This window comes from Dinoroseobacter sp. S124A (assembly GCF_049801015.1).
In the GTDB taxonomy this organism is placed as follows: Bacteria; Pseudomonadota; Alphaproteobacteria; order Rhodobacterales; family Rhodobacteraceae; genus Dinoroseobacter.
In genome coordinates this window covers 43,789-62,837 of the sequence record NZ_JBNAGD010000005.1, presented here as the reverse complement: position 1 = coordinate 62,837, position 19,049 = coordinate 43,789, and the positions used below count along the sequence as shown (strand labels likewise).

The 19,049-nt window shown below is 65.0% G+C and carries 14 protein-coding genes; 11 read left to right on the top strand and 3 right to left on the bottom strand.

All coding sequences use genetic code 11. The features are described from left to right. Positions 1-52 precede the first annotated feature (52 nt). The 3 genes from hisN to ACP15I_RS13300 are packed head-to-tail and all read left to right on the top strand — an operon-like array spanning position 53 to position 2,669. Complete coding sequence (hisN, locus tag ACP15I_RS13310; protein WP_424975474.1) at positions 53-874, top strand: histidinol-phosphatase; 822 nt, start codon at positions 53-55, stop codon at positions 872-874. Then, complete coding sequence (locus ACP15I_RS13305; RefSeq protein WP_424975473.1) at positions 871-2,211, top strand: 8-oxoguanine deaminase; 1,341 nt, start codon at positions 871-873, stop codon at positions 2,209-2,211. Before hisN ends, ACP15I_RS13305 begins: the two co-directional genes overlap by 4 nt. Beyond that, a complete protein-coding gene (locus tag ACP15I_RS13300; RefSeq protein WP_424975472.1) occupies positions 2,208-2,669 on the top strand; it encodes a CAP domain-containing protein in 462 nt (153 codons plus the stop codon). Before ACP15I_RS13305 ends, ACP15I_RS13300 begins: the two co-directional genes overlap by 4 nt. A gap of 9 nt (positions 2,670-2,678) precedes the next feature. Here the strand turns inward: ACP15I_RS13300 and guaD are convergent, their stop codons facing one another. Next, positions 2,679-3,983 (bottom strand): guanine deaminase, encoded by a 1,305-nt coding sequence (gene guaD / locus ACP15I_RS13295; protein WP_424975471.1) that lies wholly within the window; start codon positions 3,981-3,983, stop codon positions 2,679-2,681. A 118-nt stretch (positions 3,984-4,101) separates the two neighbouring features. Here guaD and mgtE point away from each other — a divergent pair, with 118 nt between their 5' ends. From mgtE to ACP15I_RS13255, 8 genes are all read left to right on the top strand, one after another. Continuing rightward, positions 4,102-5,484: a magnesium transporter gene (gene mgtE / locus ACP15I_RS13290; protein WP_424975470.1), complete on the top strand. Its 1,383-nt coding sequence runs from the start codon at positions 4,102-4,104 to the stop codon at positions 5,482-5,484. Between the two features lie 17 nt (positions 5,485-5,501). Beyond that, the gene (locus ACP15I_RS13285; RefSeq protein WP_424975753.1) at positions 5,502-6,074 is read left to right on the top strand and encodes a 5-formyltetrahydrofolate cyclo-ligase; all 573 of its coding nucleotides are present in this window, start codon (positions 5,502-5,504) and stop codon (positions 6,072-6,074) included. Between the two features lie 59 nt (positions 6,075-6,133). Then, the gene (locus tag ACP15I_RS13280; RefSeq protein WP_424965010.1) at positions 6,134-6,973 is read left to right on the top strand and encodes a TIGR00282 family metallophosphoesterase; all 840 of its coding nucleotides are present in this window, start codon (positions 6,134-6,136) and stop codon (positions 6,971-6,973) included. Further along, positions 6,973-7,941, top strand: a complete 969-nt coding sequence (locus ACP15I_RS13275) for a DMT family transporter (protein WP_424975469.1) — start codon at positions 6,973-6,975, stop codon at positions 7,939-7,941. Before ACP15I_RS13280 ends, ACP15I_RS13275 begins: the two co-directional genes overlap by 1 nt. A 19-nt stretch (positions 7,942-7,960) precedes the next feature. After that, entirely contained in the window at positions 7,961-9,760 is a 1,800-nt protein-coding gene (locus tag ACP15I_RS13270) for an SLC13 family permease (protein WP_424975468.1), read from the top strand. 223 nt (positions 9,761-9,983) lie between these two features. Further along, positions 9,984-11,714 (top strand): calcium-binding protein, encoded by a 1,731-nt coding sequence (locus ACP15I_RS13265; protein WP_424975467.1) that lies wholly within the window; start codon positions 9,984-9,986, stop codon positions 11,712-11,714. Positions 11,715-11,842: 128 nt separating this feature from the next. Further along, positions 11,843-13,507, top strand: a complete 1,665-nt coding sequence (locus ACP15I_RS13260) for a calcium-binding protein (RefSeq protein ID WP_424975466.1) — start codon at positions 11,843-11,845, stop codon at positions 13,505-13,507. Between the two features lie 250 nt (positions 13,508-13,757). Further along, complete coding sequence (locus ACP15I_RS13255; protein ID WP_424975465.1) at positions 13,758-15,395, top strand: calcium-binding protein; 1,638 nt, start codon at positions 13,758-13,760, stop codon at positions 15,393-15,395. A 206-nt stretch (positions 15,396-15,601) separates the two neighbouring features. On the opposite strand, the gene ACP15I_RS13250 is transcribed toward ACP15I_RS13255, so the two are convergent. After that, positions 15,602-17,683 carry a tetratricopeptide repeat protein gene (locus ACP15I_RS13250; RefSeq protein ID WP_424975464.1) on the bottom strand — a complete coding sequence of 694 codons (2,082 nt, stop codon included), beginning with the start codon at positions 17,681-17,683 and terminating at the stop codon, positions 15,602-15,604. Between the two features lie 314 nt (positions 17,684-17,997). Beyond that, the gene (locus ACP15I_RS13245; RefSeq protein WP_424965003.1) at positions 17,998-18,738 is read right to left on the bottom strand and encodes a YebC/PmpR family DNA-binding transcriptional regulator; all 741 of its coding nucleotides are present in this window, start codon (positions 18,736-18,738) and stop codon (positions 17,998-18,000) included. Positions 18,739-19,049: the final 311 nt, after the last annotated feature.

The window sequence follows — 19,049 nt, the reverse complement described above, 5'->3', positions numbered from 1 at the left end:
ACCTGAGCCATCGGGGTCTGTAGCGCGGTTTCGTAACCGCGGGAGAGACCCGATGAACAGGTCAGTTGAGGACGGGGATTTCCCCGCGCAAGAACTTTGGGCTGTGGCGGATGCGCTGGCCGATGCGGCACGCGCGCCGACCCTGTCGCGGTTTCGTCAACAGGGGCTCGGGATCGAAAACAAGGCTGGGGTGGCCGCGTTCGATCCCGTCACCGAGGCGGATCGCGAAAGCGAGCAGGCCATGCGCGCCGTTCTGGCGGAGCGTCGTCCGCAGGATGGTATTCTCGGCGAAGAATTCGGCCCCGTGTCAGGAACCTCCGGCCTGACATGGGTGCTCGACCCCATTGACGGCACACGCGCCTACATGTCCGGCACGCCCACCTGGGGCGTGCTGATCTCGGTGAATGACGTGCAGGGTCCCCGTCTGGGCCTGATCGACCAGCCCTATATTGCCGAACGCTTTTCCGGTGGCCCGGGCCGTGCGCGGGTCGACGGCCCCCATGGCACAGCACCTCTGCGGACCCGTGCCTGCGCGACCCTGGCCGAGGCCACGATTTTCACGACCTTTCCCGAACTGGGCAGCGCAGAGGAACAGCGCGGCTTTCAGGAGGTCGCGCGCCAGTGCCGTCTGACCCGCTACGGCATGGATTGCTACGCTTACGGCCTGCTCGCGGCGGGGCAGGTCGATCTGGTGATCGAGGCCGGGCTGCAATCCTATGACATCTGCGCCCCCATTGCGGTGATCGAGGCCGCCGGCGGCATCGTCACCGACTGGCAGGGCGGACCGGCCCATGGCGGCGGACGCGCGCTGGCCGCAGGCAGCCCCGAGATCCACGCCGCAGCCCTCGAAATCCTGCGGCAGGTGCCCGCATGAGCGCGCTGATCCTCCGCAAGGCCCGGGTGCTGGTCACCATGGATGACACGCGCCGCGAGATCGCCGATTGCGATCTGCGGATCGAGGGCGGGGTGATCACGGCGATCGGCCCGGACCTGGCCCTTGACGGGGCCGAGACGCTGGATGTCTCGGGCTGCGTGGTCACGCCCGGGCTCGTGAACACCCACCACCATCTCTACCAGACCCTGACCCGCACGGTGCCTGCCGCGCAGGACGCGCTGCTCTTTGGGTGGTTGCAGACGCTCTATCCGATCTGGGCGCGCATGACGCCCGAGGATATGCGCGTCTCGGCCGAGGTCGGGCTTGCGGAGCTGGCGCTGTCGGGCTGCAGCCTGAGCTCGGATCATCTCTATCTCTACCCAAATGGCGTGCGGCTCGAGGATACGATCGAGGCTGCGGCGGCGATCGGGCTGCGCTTTCACCCAACGCGCGGCGCCATGAGTATCGGAGAGAGCGATGGCGGCCTGCCGCCGGACAGTCTGGTGGAGGATGAGGCGGCGATCCTCGACGATGCGATCCGGGTGATCGACGCGTTCCACGACCCGACCCCCGGCGCCATGGTGCGGGTGGGGGTCGCGCCCTGTTCCCCGTTCTCTGTCAGCCGCGGGCTGATGCGCGATGCGGCGCTTCTGGCGCGGGACAAGGGCGTGATGCTGCACACCCATCTGGCAGAGAATGACGAGGATATCGCCTATTCCGAGGCGCAATTCGGCTGCCGGCCCGGGCAATATGCCGAAGAGCTGGGCTGGACCGGCGAGGATGTTTGGCACGCCCATTGCGTCAAGCTCGACGAGAGCGAGATCGACCTGTTTGCGCGCAGTCGCACGGGCGTGGCCCATTGTCCCTGTTCCAACTGCCGGCTCGGATCGGGCATCGCCCCCGTGCGGGCCATGCGGGATGCGGGCGTCCATGTGGCGCTGGGTGTCGATGGCTCGGCCTCCAATGATGGCAACGGGATGATCGCCGAGGCGCGTATGGCCTTGCTGCTGCAGCGGGTCCAGAACGGCGCCGACGCCATGAGCGTGCGCGAGATGCTCGAGATCGCGACGCGGGGCGGGGCCCAGGTGCTGGGACGCGATGATCTGGGCCAACTGGCGGTGGGCATGCGCGCGGATATCGCGGTCTGGGATGTCTCGGGGCTCGAGGCGGCCGGGGCCTGGGATCCGGTGGCGGCGCTTCTGCTGTCGGGGCCGAGCCAGGTGCGGGACCTCTTTGTTGAGGGGCGCCCGGTGGTACGCGAGAGCCGTCTGGTCCGCCGGGATGCCGCCGCGCTGATCGCGGAACAGTCGCGCTGCCTCGCACGGTTGATGGCATGAAGCGGGCGCTGTGCGTGGCCGCATTGATCCTTGCGGGCTGCGCGACCACCGGCCCCGACATCGCGCCGCAGGGCGATGTGGTGGCCCGCCCCGCGCCGGACCTGCTTGCGGCGGTGAATGCCGAGCGCGGTGCAGGGGGCCTTGCGGCCCTGCGCGCTGATCCGGCGCTGGACCGCGCGGCCATGGCCCATGCGGAAGATATGGCCGCCAAGGGCTATTTCGATCATGTGGCCCCGGATGGATCGACCCCGCTGCGCCGGATGCGCGCCGCCGGGTTTGACGCCTGCTACGCGGCTGAGAACATCGCCAAAGGCCAGCGCGACGCGGCCACGGTGCTGCGCGACTGGATGGGGTCGGACGGGCATCGCCGCAACCTTCTTAGCCCCGACCCCAAGGCGGCTGGAACCGCGCGCGGGACGGGCGATATCTGGGTGATGACCTATGCGCGGGCCTGCTGACCCCGTGCGCTAGATCCGGCGATCCCCGGTAATCCAGACCCCTGAAATGGCGCGGTCATCGCCCATCATGATGGTCGGGAACACGGCTTCCCAGAGATCATCCGCCTCGGCGGCCCTTTGGGAGATCGCGGGGGTCGAGGCCAGATCGAGGGCGATCAGATCCGCCTCCATTCCCGGGGCGAGCCGCCCGATCCTGTCCCCCTGATGGAGCGCCTCTGCCGAACCCGACGTGGCCAGCCACAAAAGCTGTGCCGGATGCAGCGCGGTGCCCCGCAGCTGCGCGATTTCATAGGCGGCGGCCATGGTGCGCAGCATGGAAAAGCTCGACCCGCCGCCCGTATCCGTGGCCAGTCCCACGGGCAAGCGCGGCGCAAGGCCCGCCATGTCGAACAGGCCCGAGCCGATGAAGGTGTTCGAGGTCGGGCAATGCACCACCGCCGCGCCGGTCTCGGCCAGCCGGTCACTCTCGCGCGGGGTCAGGTGGATCGCATGGCCAAAAAGCCCCGTGGGCCCCAGCAGCCCGGCGACCTCGTAGGTATCCAGATAGTCGCGCGCCTCGGGAAAGAGCTCGGCGACCCAAGCGATCTCGTCGGTCTGCTCGGAGATATGCGTCTGCATCAGGCAATCGGGATGCTCGGCGTAAAGCGCCCCGAGCGCCGAGAGCTGCGCGCGGGTCGAGGTGGGCGAGAACCGGGGCGTGATCACATAGGATAGCCGGTCGACCCCGTGCCAGGTCTCCAGCAGGCGCTTGCTGTCGTCATAGGCGCTCTGGGCGGTGTCGGTCAGCCCTTCGGGCGCGTTGCGGTCCATGCAGGTCTTGCCGGTCAGTGCTCGCAGCCCACGCGCCTGCGCCTCGGTGAAAAATGCGGTGACACTCTCGGGATGAACCGTGGAATAGGCGCAGATCGTGGTCGTGCCATGGGCGAGGGTCAGGTCGAAATAGCGCGCCGCTATCCGCGCCGCATAGGCCGGATCGGCAAAGCGCAACTCCTCGGGGAAGGTGTAGCTGTTGAGCCAGTCGATCAGCCGCTTGCCCCAGCTCGCGATCATCGCGGTCTGCGGATAGTGGGCATGGGCATCCACGAACCCGGGCAGCAGCAGCGCATCGCCCATATCGGTCACGGGCAGGACGGGATGGGCCGCGCGCAGGGCCGCGGCGGGGCCGATCTCGGCGATCTTGCCGCCCTCGATCCGCAGCGCGCCGGCGCTGTCGATCCGCACGCAGTCCTGCCAGGGGGCGCGCAAGGGATTGTCCAAAAATTCGAGCGTTTGCCCGGTCACGAGATGATGCTGCATGTGCAGCACCGTAGGCATGGCCACCGGCGGGGTAAATGTCGAATTTCCGCTCAGACCCGCTCGCCTTCGCGGCGCGCGCTGTCTATGGTCCGGGCAGCGCGGGACCGCTTCTGCCCGCGCAGGTCTGGAGGCAGGCATGGCGGACGGCCCGCAACTCATCGAAGAGATGCAAGAGGAGGACTACGCCCTCGACCGGGACGTGGTCACGACCCTCTATGACGCGCTTGATGCCGATGATCCGGCGCTGGTCGCCGAGATCCTCGAGCCCATGCACCCCGCCGATATCGCCGACCTCTTCGAGCAGATCGGCTCGCAGCGCCTGCGCGCCCTGCTGGAGATCTGGACCTCGGATGAGGTGGGCGCGGTTCTGTCGGAGCTGGACGAGGGTCTGCGCGAAGAGGTGATCGACGCCTTGCCCAAGACCGTTCTGGCCGATGCGGTGCGCGATCTCGAGAGCGACGATGTGGTCGACCTGCTCGAGGATCTCGACGCCGAACAGCAGAGCGCGATCCTCGATGTGCTGGAGGCGCCGGACCGGGTCGCGGTCGAACAATCGCTGCAATACCCCGAGTATTCCGCGGGCCGCCTGATGCAGCGCGAGCTTGTCATGACGCCCGAGCATTGGACCGTCGGGCAGGCTATCGACCATATCCGCGCCGAAGAGGATCTGCCCGAGCAGTTCTATCACATCATTCTGGTGGACCCGCGCATGCGCCCCACGGCCTATGTTACCCTGGGCCGGATGCTTGGCGCGCGGCGCGAGGTGCCGCTTCTGGATCTGACCGAGGATACGTTCCGCACGATCCCGGTGACCCAGCCCGAAAGCGACGTGGCTTATGCGTTCAACCAGTATCACCTGATCTCGGCGCCGGTGGTCGATGCGGATGACCGGCTGGTGGGGGTGATCACCATTGATGACGCCATGGTCGTGCTCGATGAAGAGCATAACGAGGATATCCTGCGTCTGGCCGGTGTGGGGGATGAGTCGGTGTCGGACACCACATGGGATATCACCAAGCAGCGTTTCCCCTGGCTCGGCGTGAACCTTCTGACGGCGATCATCGCCTCGCTGGTGATCTCGCTCTTCGAGGATGTGATTTCGCAGGTCGTCGCCCTTGCAGTTCTGATGCCCATCGTGGCCTCCATGGGCGGCAATGCGGGTACGCAATCCCTGACCGTAGCGGTGCGCGCGATTGCCACCAAGGACCTGACGGGCTCGAACGCCTGGCGGGTGCTCAGGCGCGAGGTCATGGCCAGCACGCTGAACGGGGTGGTCTTTGCGGCGGTAATGGGGGCGGTCAGTCTGGTCTGGTTCGGCACGCCGGTTCTGGCGCTGGTGATCGCGGTGGCGATGGTCGTGAACCTTGCCGTGGCCGGGTTTGCAGGGCTGCTCATCCCCCTGGCACTGGACAAGCTGGGGATCGATCCCGCGCTGGCCTCCGGCACCTTCGTGACGACTGTCACGGATGTGGTGGGCTTCTTCGTCTTCCTTGGCTTTGCGTCGATGATCCTGTTGTGACCACGCCCGCCGACCCGATGGCCGAGGCCAAATCGGCCGCGCGCAAGGCCGCCTTTGCCCGGCGCAAGGCGGCTTTCGAAGCAGATCGCGCCAAGGGGTTTCCGGCGGTCGCCGCGGCCACCGAGGCGTTGCTGGCGGTACTGGGCGATGCGCCCGAAGGCGCGGTCTCGGGCTATATGCCAATCCGCAGTGAGATGTCGCCGCTGCCGACCATGGCCGCTCTGGCCGCGACCCGGACGCTCTGTGTGCCGGTGATCCGGGGCAAGGGGCAACCGCTCGCCTTTCACCGCTGGACGCCGGAGATGCCCATGGTGGCCGGATCCTTCGGGGCGCAGGTGCCCAGCGTGCCCGACCCCGTGCAGCCAGCCGTGGTGATCGTGCCGCTCGTGGCCTTTGATCGCGCGGGCGGGCGTCTGGGCTATGGCGGCGGGTTCTATGACCGGACGCTGGCGCTTTTGCGGGCGGCGGGGCCGGTGCGGGCCATCGGTCTGGCCTACGCGGCGCAGGAATCGCCCGAGCCCTTGCCCCGGGAGGCAACGGACCAACCGCTGGACGGGCTGGTGACCGAGACCAGGCTCCTGCGCCTCTAGGGCCGGGGCGCGCATAAGCGCGCTTGCACCGGGGCCGCCAGAGGCCTAACGGTGGCCCCATGAGACTACTCTTTCTCGGAGACGTGATGGGGCGGGCCGGTCGGTCCGCCATCGCCGAAGACCTGCCGCGCCTGCGCGCGGCTTGGAAGATCGATTTTGCCGTGGTCAATGGCGAGAACGCCTCGAACGGCGCGGGTCTGACCCCGGATCATGCCAAGAAACTGCTGGCTGCGGGGGCCGATTGCGTGACCCTCGGGGATCATGCCTTTGACCAGCGCGACATGCTGCAATTCATCGAAAGCGAGCCGCGCATCCTGCGCCCGATGAATTTTGCCAAGGACGCGCCGGGGCGGGGGCATCGGATCTATACGGCGAGCCAGGGCCGCAAGGTGCTGGTCACCCAGGTGCTGGGCCAGGTGTTCATGAAGCGGCCCTTCTCGGACCCGTTCTCCGATCTCGACCGGGTGCTGCGCGCCCACCCACTGGGCGGGCTGGTTCAGGCCAGCCTGGTGGATATCCATTGCGAAGCCACCTCCGAGAAGATGGGCGTGGGCCATTTCTGCGACGGGCGCGCCTCGATGGTGGTGGGCACGCATACCCATGTGCCCACGGCGGACGCGCAAATCCTGCCGGGTGGCACAGCCTTTCAGGCGGATGCGGGGATGTGCGGCGATTACGACTCGGTGATCGGCATGGAAAAGGCCGAGCCCATGCGCCGTTTCGTGACCGGCATGTCCAAGGGGCGCTATGTGCCCGCGCTGGGGCCGGCGACCCTGTCGGGGCTCTATGTGGAAACCGATGATCGCACGGGCAAGGCCACGCGGGTCGAGATGGTCCGCCATGGCGGGCGACTGGCCCCGGCGGGCCCCGCGCCCGTCACCGACGCGACGCCGGTCTGATGGCGGCGGCGGCTCCGCGCACTCGGCTTTGGCTCACGGGCCTGCTGGTGGTGCTCGGGGCGGGCTGGGGCATCACGCAGCCGCTGGCCAAGATCGCGGTCTCCACGGGCTATGGCCATTTCGGTCTGATCTTCTGGCAGTTTGTCGTCGGCGTGGTCGTTCTGGGCGCGGTCACACTGGTGCGGGGCAAGCGCCTGCCCTGCGGGCCCAAGCAGCTTCGGCTTTATGTCATCATCGCGGTGATCGGGACCTTGCTGCCGAATTCGGCGTCTTTCGCGGCGATTGTCCATCTGCCCTCGGGAATCACCTCGATCCTGCTCTCGCTGGTGCCGATGCTGGCCTTTCCCATGGCGCTGGCGCTGGGGCTCGACCGGTTCTCGCTCAAGAGGATCGCAGGGCTCAGTTTCGGGCTGGGCGGTGTGGCACTCATCGTGCTGCCGGGTTCGGCCCTGCCGGATGCGGCAATGCTGGTCTGGGTGCCTGTCGCGCTCTTTGCGCCGCTGTTTTATGCGCTGGAGGGGAATGTCGTCGCCAAATGGGGGACCTACGGCGTGGATGCGGTGCAGGTCCTGCTGGGCGCGTCCCTTGTCGGGGTGGTGCTGGCGCTGCCCTTCACGCTGCTCTCGGGGCAGTGGATCGATCCGCGCCCGCCCTGGGGGGCGGCCGATGCCGCGCTGGTGGCGAGCGCCACGATTCATGGCATCGTCTATAGCTGCTATGTCTGGCTCGTGGGCCGGGCGGGGCCGGTCTTTGCCGCGCAGGTCAGCTATCTGGTGACGGGCTTTGGCCTCTTCTGGGCGATGCTCATCCTGGGCGAGCGCTATTCCGGTCCGGTCTGGGCCGCGACCGCCCTGATGATGGTCGGGCTCTTTCTCGTGACGCCACGCGCCAATTCGTCCCTTGCCAGCAAGCCGGACGCTCCGCACAGTAAGGCCGCCGCTCCGCCGCCTCCTGCGGCAGGGCAATAACCACGCAAACACACGCCCCATGATCGATCTCGGCCTTGCGCCAACCCAGGACGCCCTGATTGCCCTTTCCGTGGTGATCGCGATGTTCGCGCTGTTCCTGCGCGAGACCTACCCGACCGAGGTCGTGGCCATCGGCGGGGCGACGGTGCTTCTGGTGCTGGGGATCCTGCCCTATGACGCCGCCCTGAACGTGCTGTCGAACCCGGCGCCCTGGACTATTGCGGCGATGTTCATCGTGATGGGGGCGCTCGTGCGGACCGGTGCGCTCGACTGGTTCACATCGCTCGCGCAAAAGCGCGCCGAAGAGCGGCCCAAGATGTCCATCGCGGTGCTGATCAGCTTCGTGGTGCTGTCCTCGGCGGTGGTGTCGAACACGCCCGTGGTCGTGGTGATGATCCCGGTCTTCGTGCAGCTCAGCCAGACCCTCGGCATCAAGGCGTCCAAGATCCTGATCCCGCTGAGCTACGCGGCGATCATGGGCGGGACGTTGACCCTGATCGGGACCTCGACCAACCTGCTGGTGGACGGGGTGGCGCGGGCCAACGGGCTGGAGGCGTTTTCCATGTTCGAGGTCACGCCCCTTGGCCTCGTCGTGGTGGTCTGGGGGATGATCTACCTGATGGTGCTGGGGCCCAGGCTGCTGCCGGATCGCGACAGCATGGCGATGCTTCTGTCGAACAAGTCCAAGATGAAGTTCTTCACCGAGGTCGCCATCCCCGAGGACAGCCCGCTGATTGGCCAGCAGGCCCGGGGCGTGGATCTCTTCAAGCGGGACGGCGTGCGGCTGATCGATGTGTTGCGCGGCGATGCGTCCCTGCGTCGGGACCTGAGCGATGTGGCGCTGGAGCCGGGGGACCGCGTGGTGCTGCGCACCGAGATGGCCGAATTGCTGAGCCTGAAATCCTCACGCTCGGTCGAGACGGCCGAGGCTATGGGCCCCGGGGTGGACAAGCTGAGCTCGGTCCAGACGACCACGGTCGAGGTGCTGATCACGCCGGGCTGCGGGCTTGTGGGGCGGTCGCTCGGGCAGTTGCGGCTGCGGCGGCGCTACGGGGTCTATCCGCTCGCGGTGCATCGCCGGAACCAGAATATTGGGCGGCAGCTGGATGATCTGGTGGTGCGGGTGGGCGACACGCTGCTGCTCGAAGGGGCACCGGAGGATATCCAGCGCCTCGCTGCGGATGTGGGGCTCGTGGATATCGCGCAGCCCTCGGCCCGCGCTTATCGGCGCAGCCACGCCCCCATCGCGCTGGCCGCGCTGGTCGGGGTGGTGACCCTGTCTGCGCTGGGCGTGGCGCCGATCCTGATGACCGCCATCGTCGCGGTGGCGGTGGTGTTTCTGACCCGCTGCATCGACGCGGAAGAGGCGTTCTCCTTCATCGATGGCCGCCTTCTGGCGCTGATCTTTGCCATGCTCGCCGTGGGCGCGGCGCTCGATGCTTCAGGGGCGGTGGCGCTCATTGTGAATGCGGTGGCGCCCGGGCTGATGCAATTGCCGCCCTTCGTGATCATCTGGGCGATCTACCTGCTGACTTCGGTCCTGACGGAGCTTGTGTCGAACAATGCCGTGGCCGTGGTGGTCACGCCGATTGCCATCGGCCTGGCCGAGGCGCTGGGCGTGGATGCGCGCCCTCTGGTCGTGGCGGTTATGGTGGCAGCCTCGGCGAGCTTCGCGACCCCCATCGGGTACCAGACCAACATGATGGTTTTCGGCCCGGGCGGCTACCGCTTCACAGATTTCATGAAAGTCGGGATCCCCCTGAACCTGAGCACCGGCATCCTCGCCAGCGCAGTCATCCCCTTCATCTGGCCTCTTTGACCAAGCAGACGGTGCGCGGGGCGGGCCCCTTCCCAATCCCGGGAAAAGCGCCCCAGACCGCGATCAATACCTGTTTTAGTGCAGTTTTGTGCAAGAAAAAACGGAGCCCAGCTTTGCTTTTGTTGCGTTGAAGCAGGGTGTCGGCGTAACGTCGCGCATGCGATTGAGTTGTTTTTCAGCATTGCTGCCAATCCCCATCACTGCTTAGCACAGGTATTTTATCATGATTACGGCAACCGGTTACCTCACCAAAGTCAACAGGGTGCGCGACGACATCCTCACCGCCTCCAATGCCTCCGGGACACTGGGCTCGGGCCTTGAAAAACTGGATTTCATCCTCGAGATCCCCGGCAAGCTCGAAGACAAGCTGCGCGTGCCGGCCAATGCGTTGGATCTGCCCGATGTGCTGGTGGTGCCCCTGAGCTTTGCGCCCGTGATCGGACCCGCAGTCAAGACGATCGACAACATCTCCGAGGCGACGTCCGAGCAGATCGAGATACAAGCCGATGCCATGGGCGCGCTGGACGATTCCTGGGCCCCGCTGCGTCAGGTGGTGGATGTGCTGTCCAACGTGAACGAAGCGGCGGGCGTGGCCCTGACCGGGTTCAACGTGGAACATACCTTCCGGCTCGATGAGGCGGCGCTGCTGTCGGTGAGCCTTGGCACCCAGACGATCTATGGTGATTCCGAGCTGGCGGCGCGGATCAAGGAATATGAGGACGCGGCAGATATCTGGTTCGACACCCAGGAGGAGCTTCTGGCTCCGGTTCAGGCCGCTGCCGCAGCCCTGGAAAAGGCGGCGGATGATCTGGCCGCCCTTCTTCCGGATCTGGGCATTGTGGATGATGTGCTGGATGCGGTGAACTCGGTCTTCGCCCCGATCGCCGACGCGCTCTCGGAGATCGAAGACGCGCTCTGCGTGATTTTCGAGGTGACGCCCGAGATCGTTGTGCCGCCGGTGGTCATCACGCCAGAGATCGTCATTCCGCCGGTCTATGTTCTCGGTGTCCTGGTCCCAGGAACCGGGATCACCATCCCTGCGGTCATCACACCTGGCTTCACGATCCCTGCGGTGGTCGTGGATATCTGCGGGATCATCGAGGATATCGGCAACCAGGTACAGATCGTACAGGACTTCGTCGAAGGCGTGATCACCGATGTGCTCGGCCTCATCGGAATTGACCTTGGCGGGCTCGCGGATGATCTGCAGGACCTGTTGCTCACCCCGCTTCAGCCGGTTCTGGACGCGCTGGACGACTTGCTGGCCTTTGCCGATCCACTGATCGACACGCTGAACGGGCTGGTCGACAGCTTGGCCGAAGATCTGAACACCATCGTCGAGGATCTGCGCGATGTGGTCGATCTGGGCAGCCTGTTCGATGACCGCACCGAAGGCGATGCGGGCGGCGAGGCGGTGACGGATGTCTTGGACGGCACTGATATCGACAACGCCTTCTTCGGGCTTGGCGCGGATGACACGCTTCTGGGGCGCAAAGGCAATGATTTCCTGTTCGGTGGCTTGGCCAATGACATCCTGTCCGGCGGCGCGGATGACGATGAAGCCTATGGCGGCGCTGGCCGGGACCAGATCGCGGGCGATGACGGGAATGACCTTGTTGACGGAGGCTTCGGTTTCGACCGTCTCGCCGGTGGCAAGGGCCTTGATACGATCATTGGCGGCCGAGGGTTCGATATACTCAACGGGGGTGCAGACGCGGACGAGTTCGTGATCCTGGCGGGATCCGGGTTCGAATACATCATGGATTTCGAAGACAATCTCGACTCGCTTGTGATCGAGGCGGATCTCGTCGCCGGGGCGAGCGCGGGCGATGCGATCCCCGAGGATTTCCTGTCAGAGCGCAACGGCAATACCACGGTCAAGGTGGATGGGGCCCGGGTCATCGTGTCCGGCATCGACGCCACGAACCTGATCGACGACATCATCCTGATCTGACCCGACCGGGCTCGGCGCGCCGGTTGCCGGAGCGCAGGGCCGCGGGGCAGGCAAGGATCAAACGCAATTTCACGCGGCGCCGGAGCACCGGCAACCGCCCAATAAAAACGGTCTTGGGGATTGGAACAATGCTGCAACTGACACGCTACTTGGAGAATGTGGCCGTCATCGAGAGTGATCTCGCGACCATCCAGACAGCCACCGTGAATGTGGGCGATGCGCTCGACGCGGTGGAAGCCTTTCTCGGTGTGCCGGCGACGATCTCCTCGGCGCTGAACAGCGCAAGCGGCGCCCTGTCCATCCCGACCTCGGTCGTCAACGTGCTCAAGACGCTGCCCTTTGGCATCGGTACGGCGGTGAAAGCCTTCGACACGGCGGCCAAGGGGCTCAAGGCCTCGATCACCACGTCCAAGACGACCATGGACCAGATCGATACCAAGCTGAATCCGGTGCGCGACGCGGTCGAGGACGGCAACGAGGCGATCTCTTTGGCCAGCACGACGGTCACGCTTGCGGCCACGGCCTTCATCGTGGCCGAGGATGAGGCCGCGCGGCTTGAAGCGAGCTTTGGCGACCAGCCCTTCTACCCGGGAGGCGGGTCCTTCCGCCTGCCATCGCGCATTGATGGGTTCAACGAGGCGGTGGACGAGTATGTCGCCCTGCGCAACGAGGTTTTGAACGGGATCAGCGAAGTGGCCGCTCTGGCGGAAACTGCCGCCGACGCGCTGGCCGCTGCGATGCCGGATACGAGCGTTGCGACGGGCTTGAAGCGCGCATTGGAAAAGGTGTTCGATCCGATCGCCGACCTGCTGAAAGATGTGGAAGACGCGCTCGACGGGGTCTCGGCCTTCGGGATCAGTGCGCTCGATGTTCTAAACGCCATTAGTGATTTCGCAGGGTTTATCGTGGATGCGATCACCGAGCTTGTGAACATTGCGCTTGATGCGATTGGCCTGAGCCTTGGCAGCATTGACGACGCGATCAATGATCTGCTCGCGGATCTCCTGTCGCCGTTCAACCCGATCCAGCAGGCGATCAATGATCTGAATGATGACTTCAACAGCCTGCTCTCGGATCTGACCGACCCCCTGAACGAGGCGGTCGCGGACCTTGCCGAGCTGACGCGCGAGTTGCGCGATGCGGTCGATCTCGGCCTGCTCTTCGAGAACTCGGTCGTGGGTGACGAGAACCCGGTGCGCCCGTTCTTTGGCGACGAGCTCTCGGGCACCGAGGGCGAGGTTGACGGGATCTACGGACTGCGGGGCCGGGATGAGCTCATGGGCGGCGAGGATGATTTCGTCTTCGGCGGCAATGGCGGCGATACGATCATCGCCCAGGGCGCCGTGGTCGAGGCCTATGGCGGCGCGGGCCGCGACCGGATCCGCGTGGATGAGCAGATCGAAAGCGCCTCCTTCCGGGCCGATGGCGGCGAAGGCAATGACATCATGATCGGTGGCAAGCAGTCCGACACGTTCTTCGGCAATCTCGGCAATGACATCATGATCGGCAAGGGCGGCACGGACGTCTTCTACTTCACCGGCGATCTCGGGGATGACCGGGTCTTCGGCGGTGAAGAGATCTATAATGACGCGCATTTCATCGACACCGCGCTTGTGGGCGGCTCTGTCCCGACCCTCGCCGAGCTGGAACAGAACTACGCAACCGTGGGCAATAACAGCATCCGGCTCGATTTCGACAATGGCAGCTCGGTGACCTTCTACGGCGTGACCGACCTTGAACGGCTCTATAACACCTTTATCGCCGATGGCGGCTTCGCCGACCAGGTCGGCTAATCTGAGCCAAACATCCGGAGTGGCTGGGCAGGGGAGCCCGCCTTCCGGTCACGCAGCGTGAACCCTTACGCGTCTGTTGCGCGTCGACACCGTCCCCGCAAATCCTTTGGGAGCGCTTGAGTCCAAGGCGCTCCGCGACCCTGGGCGTCAATCGGTCCGCCTCGGAGCTTGACAGTCGCCCTGTCACGCCCGCAGGCTTTTCCCAATTTTATTGACCGGGTTTCGGTCGCCATTTTTTAAGGATTTCCCCATGACATCACTTTCCGTGGTCCTCGGTAAGGTCAGAACCATTGATGGCGATCTCGATGACTTCGCCTCCGCCGCTGCCGCCGGGTCCGGCCTCTTCACCGGCCTCAACAGTCTGATCGCCACACCGGCGACGCTTGCCGATGCACTGGACGACGCGCGCGCGGTGCTGAGCCTGCCGAGTACGGCTGTGAACCTGCTGAAATCCGCGCCGTTCGGCATCGGAACGGCGGTCAAGCTCTTCGAGAGCGCGACCTCCTCGGTGCGGACGACCCTCGGAACCTATTCCACGACAATCCGGCGCTTTGACGATGTGCTGGAACCCGTTGCAACCGCGCTTCCGAGCTTCATCTTTGCTTTCAACTCCCTTGGCACCACCGTTGTCGCGGTCAGCGCCGGCTTCCAGGTGGTCACGAAGGATGTGCGACTGCTGGAACAGAGCTTCGGGGATGATCCCACCCTGCAACCCTTTACGGATTTGTCAGAGCAGCTGATCCAGGTTGAGGAAGGCCTGGATGAGTATCTGGCTGTCCGAGACGCGGTTGTTGGGGCGCTTGAGCCGGTGCTGGCCGAGCTTGAGGCCGCAGTGACCGCGGTTCAAGCCCTGTTTCCGCCCCTGAACTTCGTGGAGGATCTGGACGCCACCCTGAACGCGATCTACGCGCCCATCGTCTCGGCCCTGAACGGGCTCATCGATGCGCTCGATTTCGAGATCATCGGGATCAATGTACTGGATGTCATCGGCTTTGTCGCCGATGTGCTCGGCTTTGCGCTGGGGTTGATCGAAGGGGTGGTGACCGATTTCCTCGAGCTGCTGGGGATCGACCTCTTCGGGGCGATTGACGGCCTCCTCTCCGACCTGTTGGCGCCGCTGGCCCCGGTTCTGGACATTGTGGACCAGCTTGAGACCACCTTGGTCGCGGCCGTTGCACCGCTGGGGGCGGTTCTCGACGAGGTATTCGATACGCTTGGCGAGGCCGCGTCCGCGCTCAACACGTTGCGGATCAACAGTCTGAGCGTCTTCGACAACGTGATCGAAGGAGATCAGGGAGAGGGCGGCTTCTTTGCGCGGATCAACAACACGCTGAACGGCACCGAGGGCAGTGACGCGATCTTCGGCCTGCAGGGCTTTGATCGGCTCGGCGGCGGGCCGGGCGACGATTTCATCTTCGGTGGAGACGGGTTTGACATCATCAGCACCGGCAGCGGGCGGGACGAAGCCTGGGGCAATGCGGGCCGGGATGTGCTGATCAATGATAGCGACTCCGGCTCGCTGTTCGGCGGCGAGGGCAAGGACATCCTCATCGGCAAAGCCTCGGATGGCGGGACGACGAACATGTTTGGCGAGGCCGGTGACGACACGCTGATCGGGCAAGGGACCAACAACTACTACTTCTTCAACGGTGAGGATTACGGCGACGACACGGTCATCGGATTTGGCCAGCCGGGCGATCTGATCTTTCTCGAGTTTGTCGAGTTCGCCGCGTATTTCGACGATGACGGCTTCGATGCCGAGGCGTTTGCCGCCGACAACATGTCCGTCGAGGCCCGTGGCACACGCCTGACGACCGAAGAAGGCTCTGTCCTGTTCCGCAATGTGTTCGAGACGGAAACCCTGACCGACAGCTTCATCTTCGGATAGGGCCGGGGCGTCATGGCGCCGGGCGGGGAGCGGGGCCGGTCCCCACTGACGGTGCCACAGGTGATGGTTTCTCCGCGCTGCGACCGGCTGCGGTTGTTCTGAGACCTACTCCGCGCGCAACCTTAGCAAGCGCCGCTGAGGTCTTTCAAAACGGCGCAAGCAGACGCGCGGGATGGCTCGCGCGGGCAAGGCGCCTTGCGCCGAGATCAATCCGCCGGACTTATAGGATATTGCGCGGCATCAGTTTCGAGCTCGGCGAAGTCGAGCCCATGCCGCGCGCAAATCTCGCGCGCCTCCCGGTGTCGCCCCGCTGGATCCTCCCCGGCGCGCACGAGCGACAGCAGGCAAGAAGTCAGCCAACCGGCGGAAGTTTTGAGGTATTGGTGGTCAGGCCGCGTCGCAAAGATCTCGCAGTGGATCTGATAGGCCTCGCGCAACAATCCCTCCGCTGTCCCTGCCTGCCCGGCTTCCAATCGCGTCGAACCAGAATTCATCGCATAGGCCGCGAGATCCACCGGGTTGGCATCTGGCACGGTGCGGAGCGTTTCGAGGGCTGTCTCATAGGCCTCTGCGCTTTCCTGCGCGCGCTGTTGTAATCGCCGCAGATAGCCCAGGTTGTTCCACCCTCGGGCAAATTCTGCGGTGTCGCCGAGATTTTCAAAGATATCGCGCGCGCGAACGATATCCTGCTCTGCCGCCTCGAAATCTGCCGTCTCCCCTTGCCCCGTACGTCTGAACTCCAAATGCGCGCGTCGGAGGTAGCTGCCTGCGAGCTCGGCGCTCGGGTCGCGATAGGTTTCGTCAAGTGTGACCGCACGGGTGAGCAGGTCGCCTGCTTCGGCGAACTCTCCGAGCCTCGACAAAGTCACAGCCAGGTTGCCAAGGGCGAGGGGGACATCCCGAGCCTCCTCCCCCAAACGCGCTTCTATCAAACGCAGGCTACCGCGTTGGCATCGTAGTCCTTCGGCGTGATCGCCTTGGGAAGAAAGGAAGTTTCCGCTCTGGTTCAGCAATGTGTCCATGGCGGCCCAATCCGGTTCTTGCCAAGCGCCTTCCCATAACCCCTCCGCCTTGTCCCAAAGGGCAAGCACATGGGGCGTCAATTGCCTGCATTCCGCCCAGTGAAATGGGTTCTGGGGATCTTTCGCGCCCACGGGATAGCAAGACATCAACAGAGCCGCAGCCATCTGCGCCTCTGTCCAACCCTGATCAGATTGCTGCGTCCGCAGAACCGAGGCTGTCAGGCGGTGGAGGGACAGCGCGGCTCGGTCGCCTTGCAAAAGCGAACGGTCCCGCAGCGCCCGCAAACCCGTGCGCACACGGACCGGGTCCGTGACGAGAGACTGGACCTCTTCAGGAATGACGTCTTTGCAAAGCTCCCACCAGTCGCCCTGCGGAGCCTGCGTAAAAAGCTGCGCCGACATCCCGTCCGGCGCCCACCACGCGGACACGTCCAGCAGGGCGCGGGCATCCGTACTGAGCCCAACGAGGGAAAGCTGCACCGCCGCCGCGATACTGTCCGGGTAGTCGCCATTGGGCAGGTCGGTGGCGAGGATCTCTCCGATCCGTTCGGCCAGTTCGGGGAAACTGGCTCCCTCCCGCGCCAGTGCCCCGGCGATGGTCAGGGCCAGCGGCAGGCCCCCCAGCTCCGCCGCCAGTCGCTGCGCCGCCACGCGGGTCTCGGATTCGGCGTCTGCCCGCCCGGCCTCCTGCAGCAACAGGTCCACCGCCGCGCTGTCCGGGCCGTCATAGGCGAGCACATCGAGCGGGATCGTGTCGAACCCGTCAAACCCGCTGCCCGCGCGCGTGGTCAGGATCAGGTGGATCTTGTCGCCCTGGGGCAGAAAGGCGCGCAGATCCGCATAGGTGAAGGTGCCTTCCTCCGCGGTCTTCATCTCGGTGCCGTGGACGTTGTCGAACACAAAGAGCAGGCGTGCATTGCTGTTCTGGATCTTGTCGAGCACGGCGTGGATATGGGCCGCACCCACCGGCTCCGGCGCGGGCAGGTCGAAGGCAAGCGTGCCAAAGGTGGCGAGCGCATCGAACACCCCCTCGCGGGTCTGCGCAGGCACCCAGCATCCGCCGTCATAGCTCGGACCCATCCGCTCGGCATAGTAGCGCGCCAGCGTCGTCTTGCCCCGCCCCCCTTCGCCCTTGAGCACCGCCCCCGCCGACGTGATCTGCGCGCCCTTGCCGCTGGCGAGGACGGTTCGAAGTTTCTTCAGGTCTTCGTCGCGCCCGATGACGTTTCGATCCGTATGGATCGCGATTGCCGGAAAACGGCTCACTGCCGAGGGATCTGTGCTGTTGGGGGCGGCAAGTACAGAACTCGGAGTGTTGGACGCCCTTCGAAGTTTGAAGAACAGCCATATCGCCAAAGGCATGGCCACAGACAAAACAACGCCAAGGCCTGCCCACCAAGGCTCCGACAAGAAGGTCTCAAGCCGGGAGACGACTTCGGGAGAAACGGAATCTGTCATGAAACCCGGGAATGGATCAAACTCGCTACACTAGATCATAGGATCCGCGACCTGCCCAGCGGTTTGCCAAACGAAAAAACCCCAGCCGGAGCCGGGGTTTTGCGGGTCTTGTTCAGGTTGGCTCAGAGCTGCGCCATGACCTCGTCGGAGGCTTCGAAATTGGCGGTGACGTTCTGGATGTCGTCGTCTTCCTCCAGCGCGTCGAGCAGTTTCATCAGCTTCTGCATGCCTTCGAGGTCAAGCTCGGTCGTGGTGGTCGGGCGCCAGACGAGCTTGGTGCTCTGGCTTTCGCCGAGCTCGGCTTCGAGCGCGTTGGACACGTCGTTCAGATCCGTATCAGCGCACCAGATGATGTGGCCTTCTTCCTCGCTCTCGACATCCTCGGCACCGGCCTCGATCGCGGCCATCATGACCGTGTCCGCGTCGCCCACATCGCCCGGGTAGCTGACCTGGCCCTTGCGTTCGAACATGAAGCTCACCGAACCGGTCTCGCCCAGATTGCCGCCATTCTTCGAGAATGTGGAACGCACGGTAGAGGCCGTCCGGTTGCGGTTGTCGGTCATCGCCTCGACGATGACGGCCACGCCGCCGGGCCCGTAGCCCTCATAGCGGATCTCGTCGTAATTCTCGCCCTCGCCGCCGAGGGACTTCTTGATCGCGCGTTCGATCACGTCCTTGGGCACCGACTGGCCCTTGGCCTCTTTCACTGCAAGGCGCAGGCGCGGGTTCTTGTCAGGATCCGGGTCGCCCATCTTGGCGGCCACGGTGATCTCTTTGGACAGTTTCGAGAACAGCTTGGCGCGCAGCTTGTCCTGGCGCCCCTTGCGGTGCTGGATGTTTGCCCATTTTGAATGGCCTGCCATGGCGCGCTCCCCGGATGGTCTCAATCGAAGTTGAGCGCTGGGATAGCGCAAATGGATAGGGATCGGCAATGGGGGCCGGGCGGGTTTTGCCCAAAGGCCGTGTCCCCGAGGAAATCGGGCCAACTGGCCCAGAGGGGGCGGATCAGAACGGCTGGATCCGAAGCGATTGACCCGCGCCGGGCTCCATGACGGGACGGTGGGGCAGGGTAGGGTGTCATGGCCGGCGATGGCTACAGCCAGTTGGTTGCCCGCCGCAAAGGCGGGGTCGCGGGGGGCGCGCTGGCGAAGAGCAGGGTCCTGAATGTGAAAGT

Coding starts and splice junctions, on each gene's coding strand:
- hisN (WP_424975474.1), top strand. CDS start 53: ATGAACAGGTCAGTTGAGGACGGGGATTTCCCCGCGCAAGAACTTTGG.
- ACP15I_RS13305 (WP_424975473.1), top strand. CDS start 871: ATGAGCGCGCTGATCCTCCGCAAGGCCCGGGTGCTGGTCACCATGGAT.
- ACP15I_RS13300 (WP_424975472.1), top strand. CDS start 2,208: ATGAAGCGGGCGCTGTGCGTGGCCGCATTGATCCTTGCGGGCTGCGCG.
- guaD (WP_424975471.1), bottom strand. CDS start 3,983: ATGCCTACGGTGCTGCACATGCAGCATCATCTCGTGACCGGGCAAACG.
- mgtE (WP_424975470.1), top strand. CDS start 4,102: ATGGCGGACGGCCCGCAACTCATCGAAGAGATGCAAGAGGAGGACTAC.
- ACP15I_RS13285 (WP_424975753.1), top strand. CDS start 5,502: ATGGCCGAGGCCAAATCGGCCGCGCGCAAGGCCGCCTTTGCCCGGCGC.
- ACP15I_RS13280 (WP_424965010.1), top strand. CDS start 6,134: ATGAGACTACTCTTTCTCGGAGACGTGATGGGGCGGGCCGGTCGGTCC.
- ACP15I_RS13275 (WP_424975469.1), top strand. CDS start 6,973: ATGGCGGCGGCGGCTCCGCGCACTCGGCTTTGGCTCACGGGCCTGCTG.
- ACP15I_RS13270 (WP_424975468.1), top strand. CDS start 7,961: ATGATCGATCTCGGCCTTGCGCCAACCCAGGACGCCCTGATTGCCCTT.
- ACP15I_RS13265 (WP_424975467.1), top strand. CDS start 9,984: ATGATTACGGCAACCGGTTACCTCACCAAAGTCAACAGGGTGCGCGAC.
- ACP15I_RS13260 (WP_424975466.1), top strand. CDS start 11,843: ATGCTGCAACTGACACGCTACTTGGAGAATGTGGCCGTCATCGAGAGT.
- ACP15I_RS13255 (WP_424975465.1), top strand. CDS start 13,758: ATGACATCACTTTCCGTGGTCCTCGGTAAGGTCAGAACCATTGATGGC.
- ACP15I_RS13245 (WP_424965003.1), bottom strand. CDS start 18,738: ATGGCAGGCCATTCAAAATGGGCAAACATCCAGCACCGCAAGGGGCGC.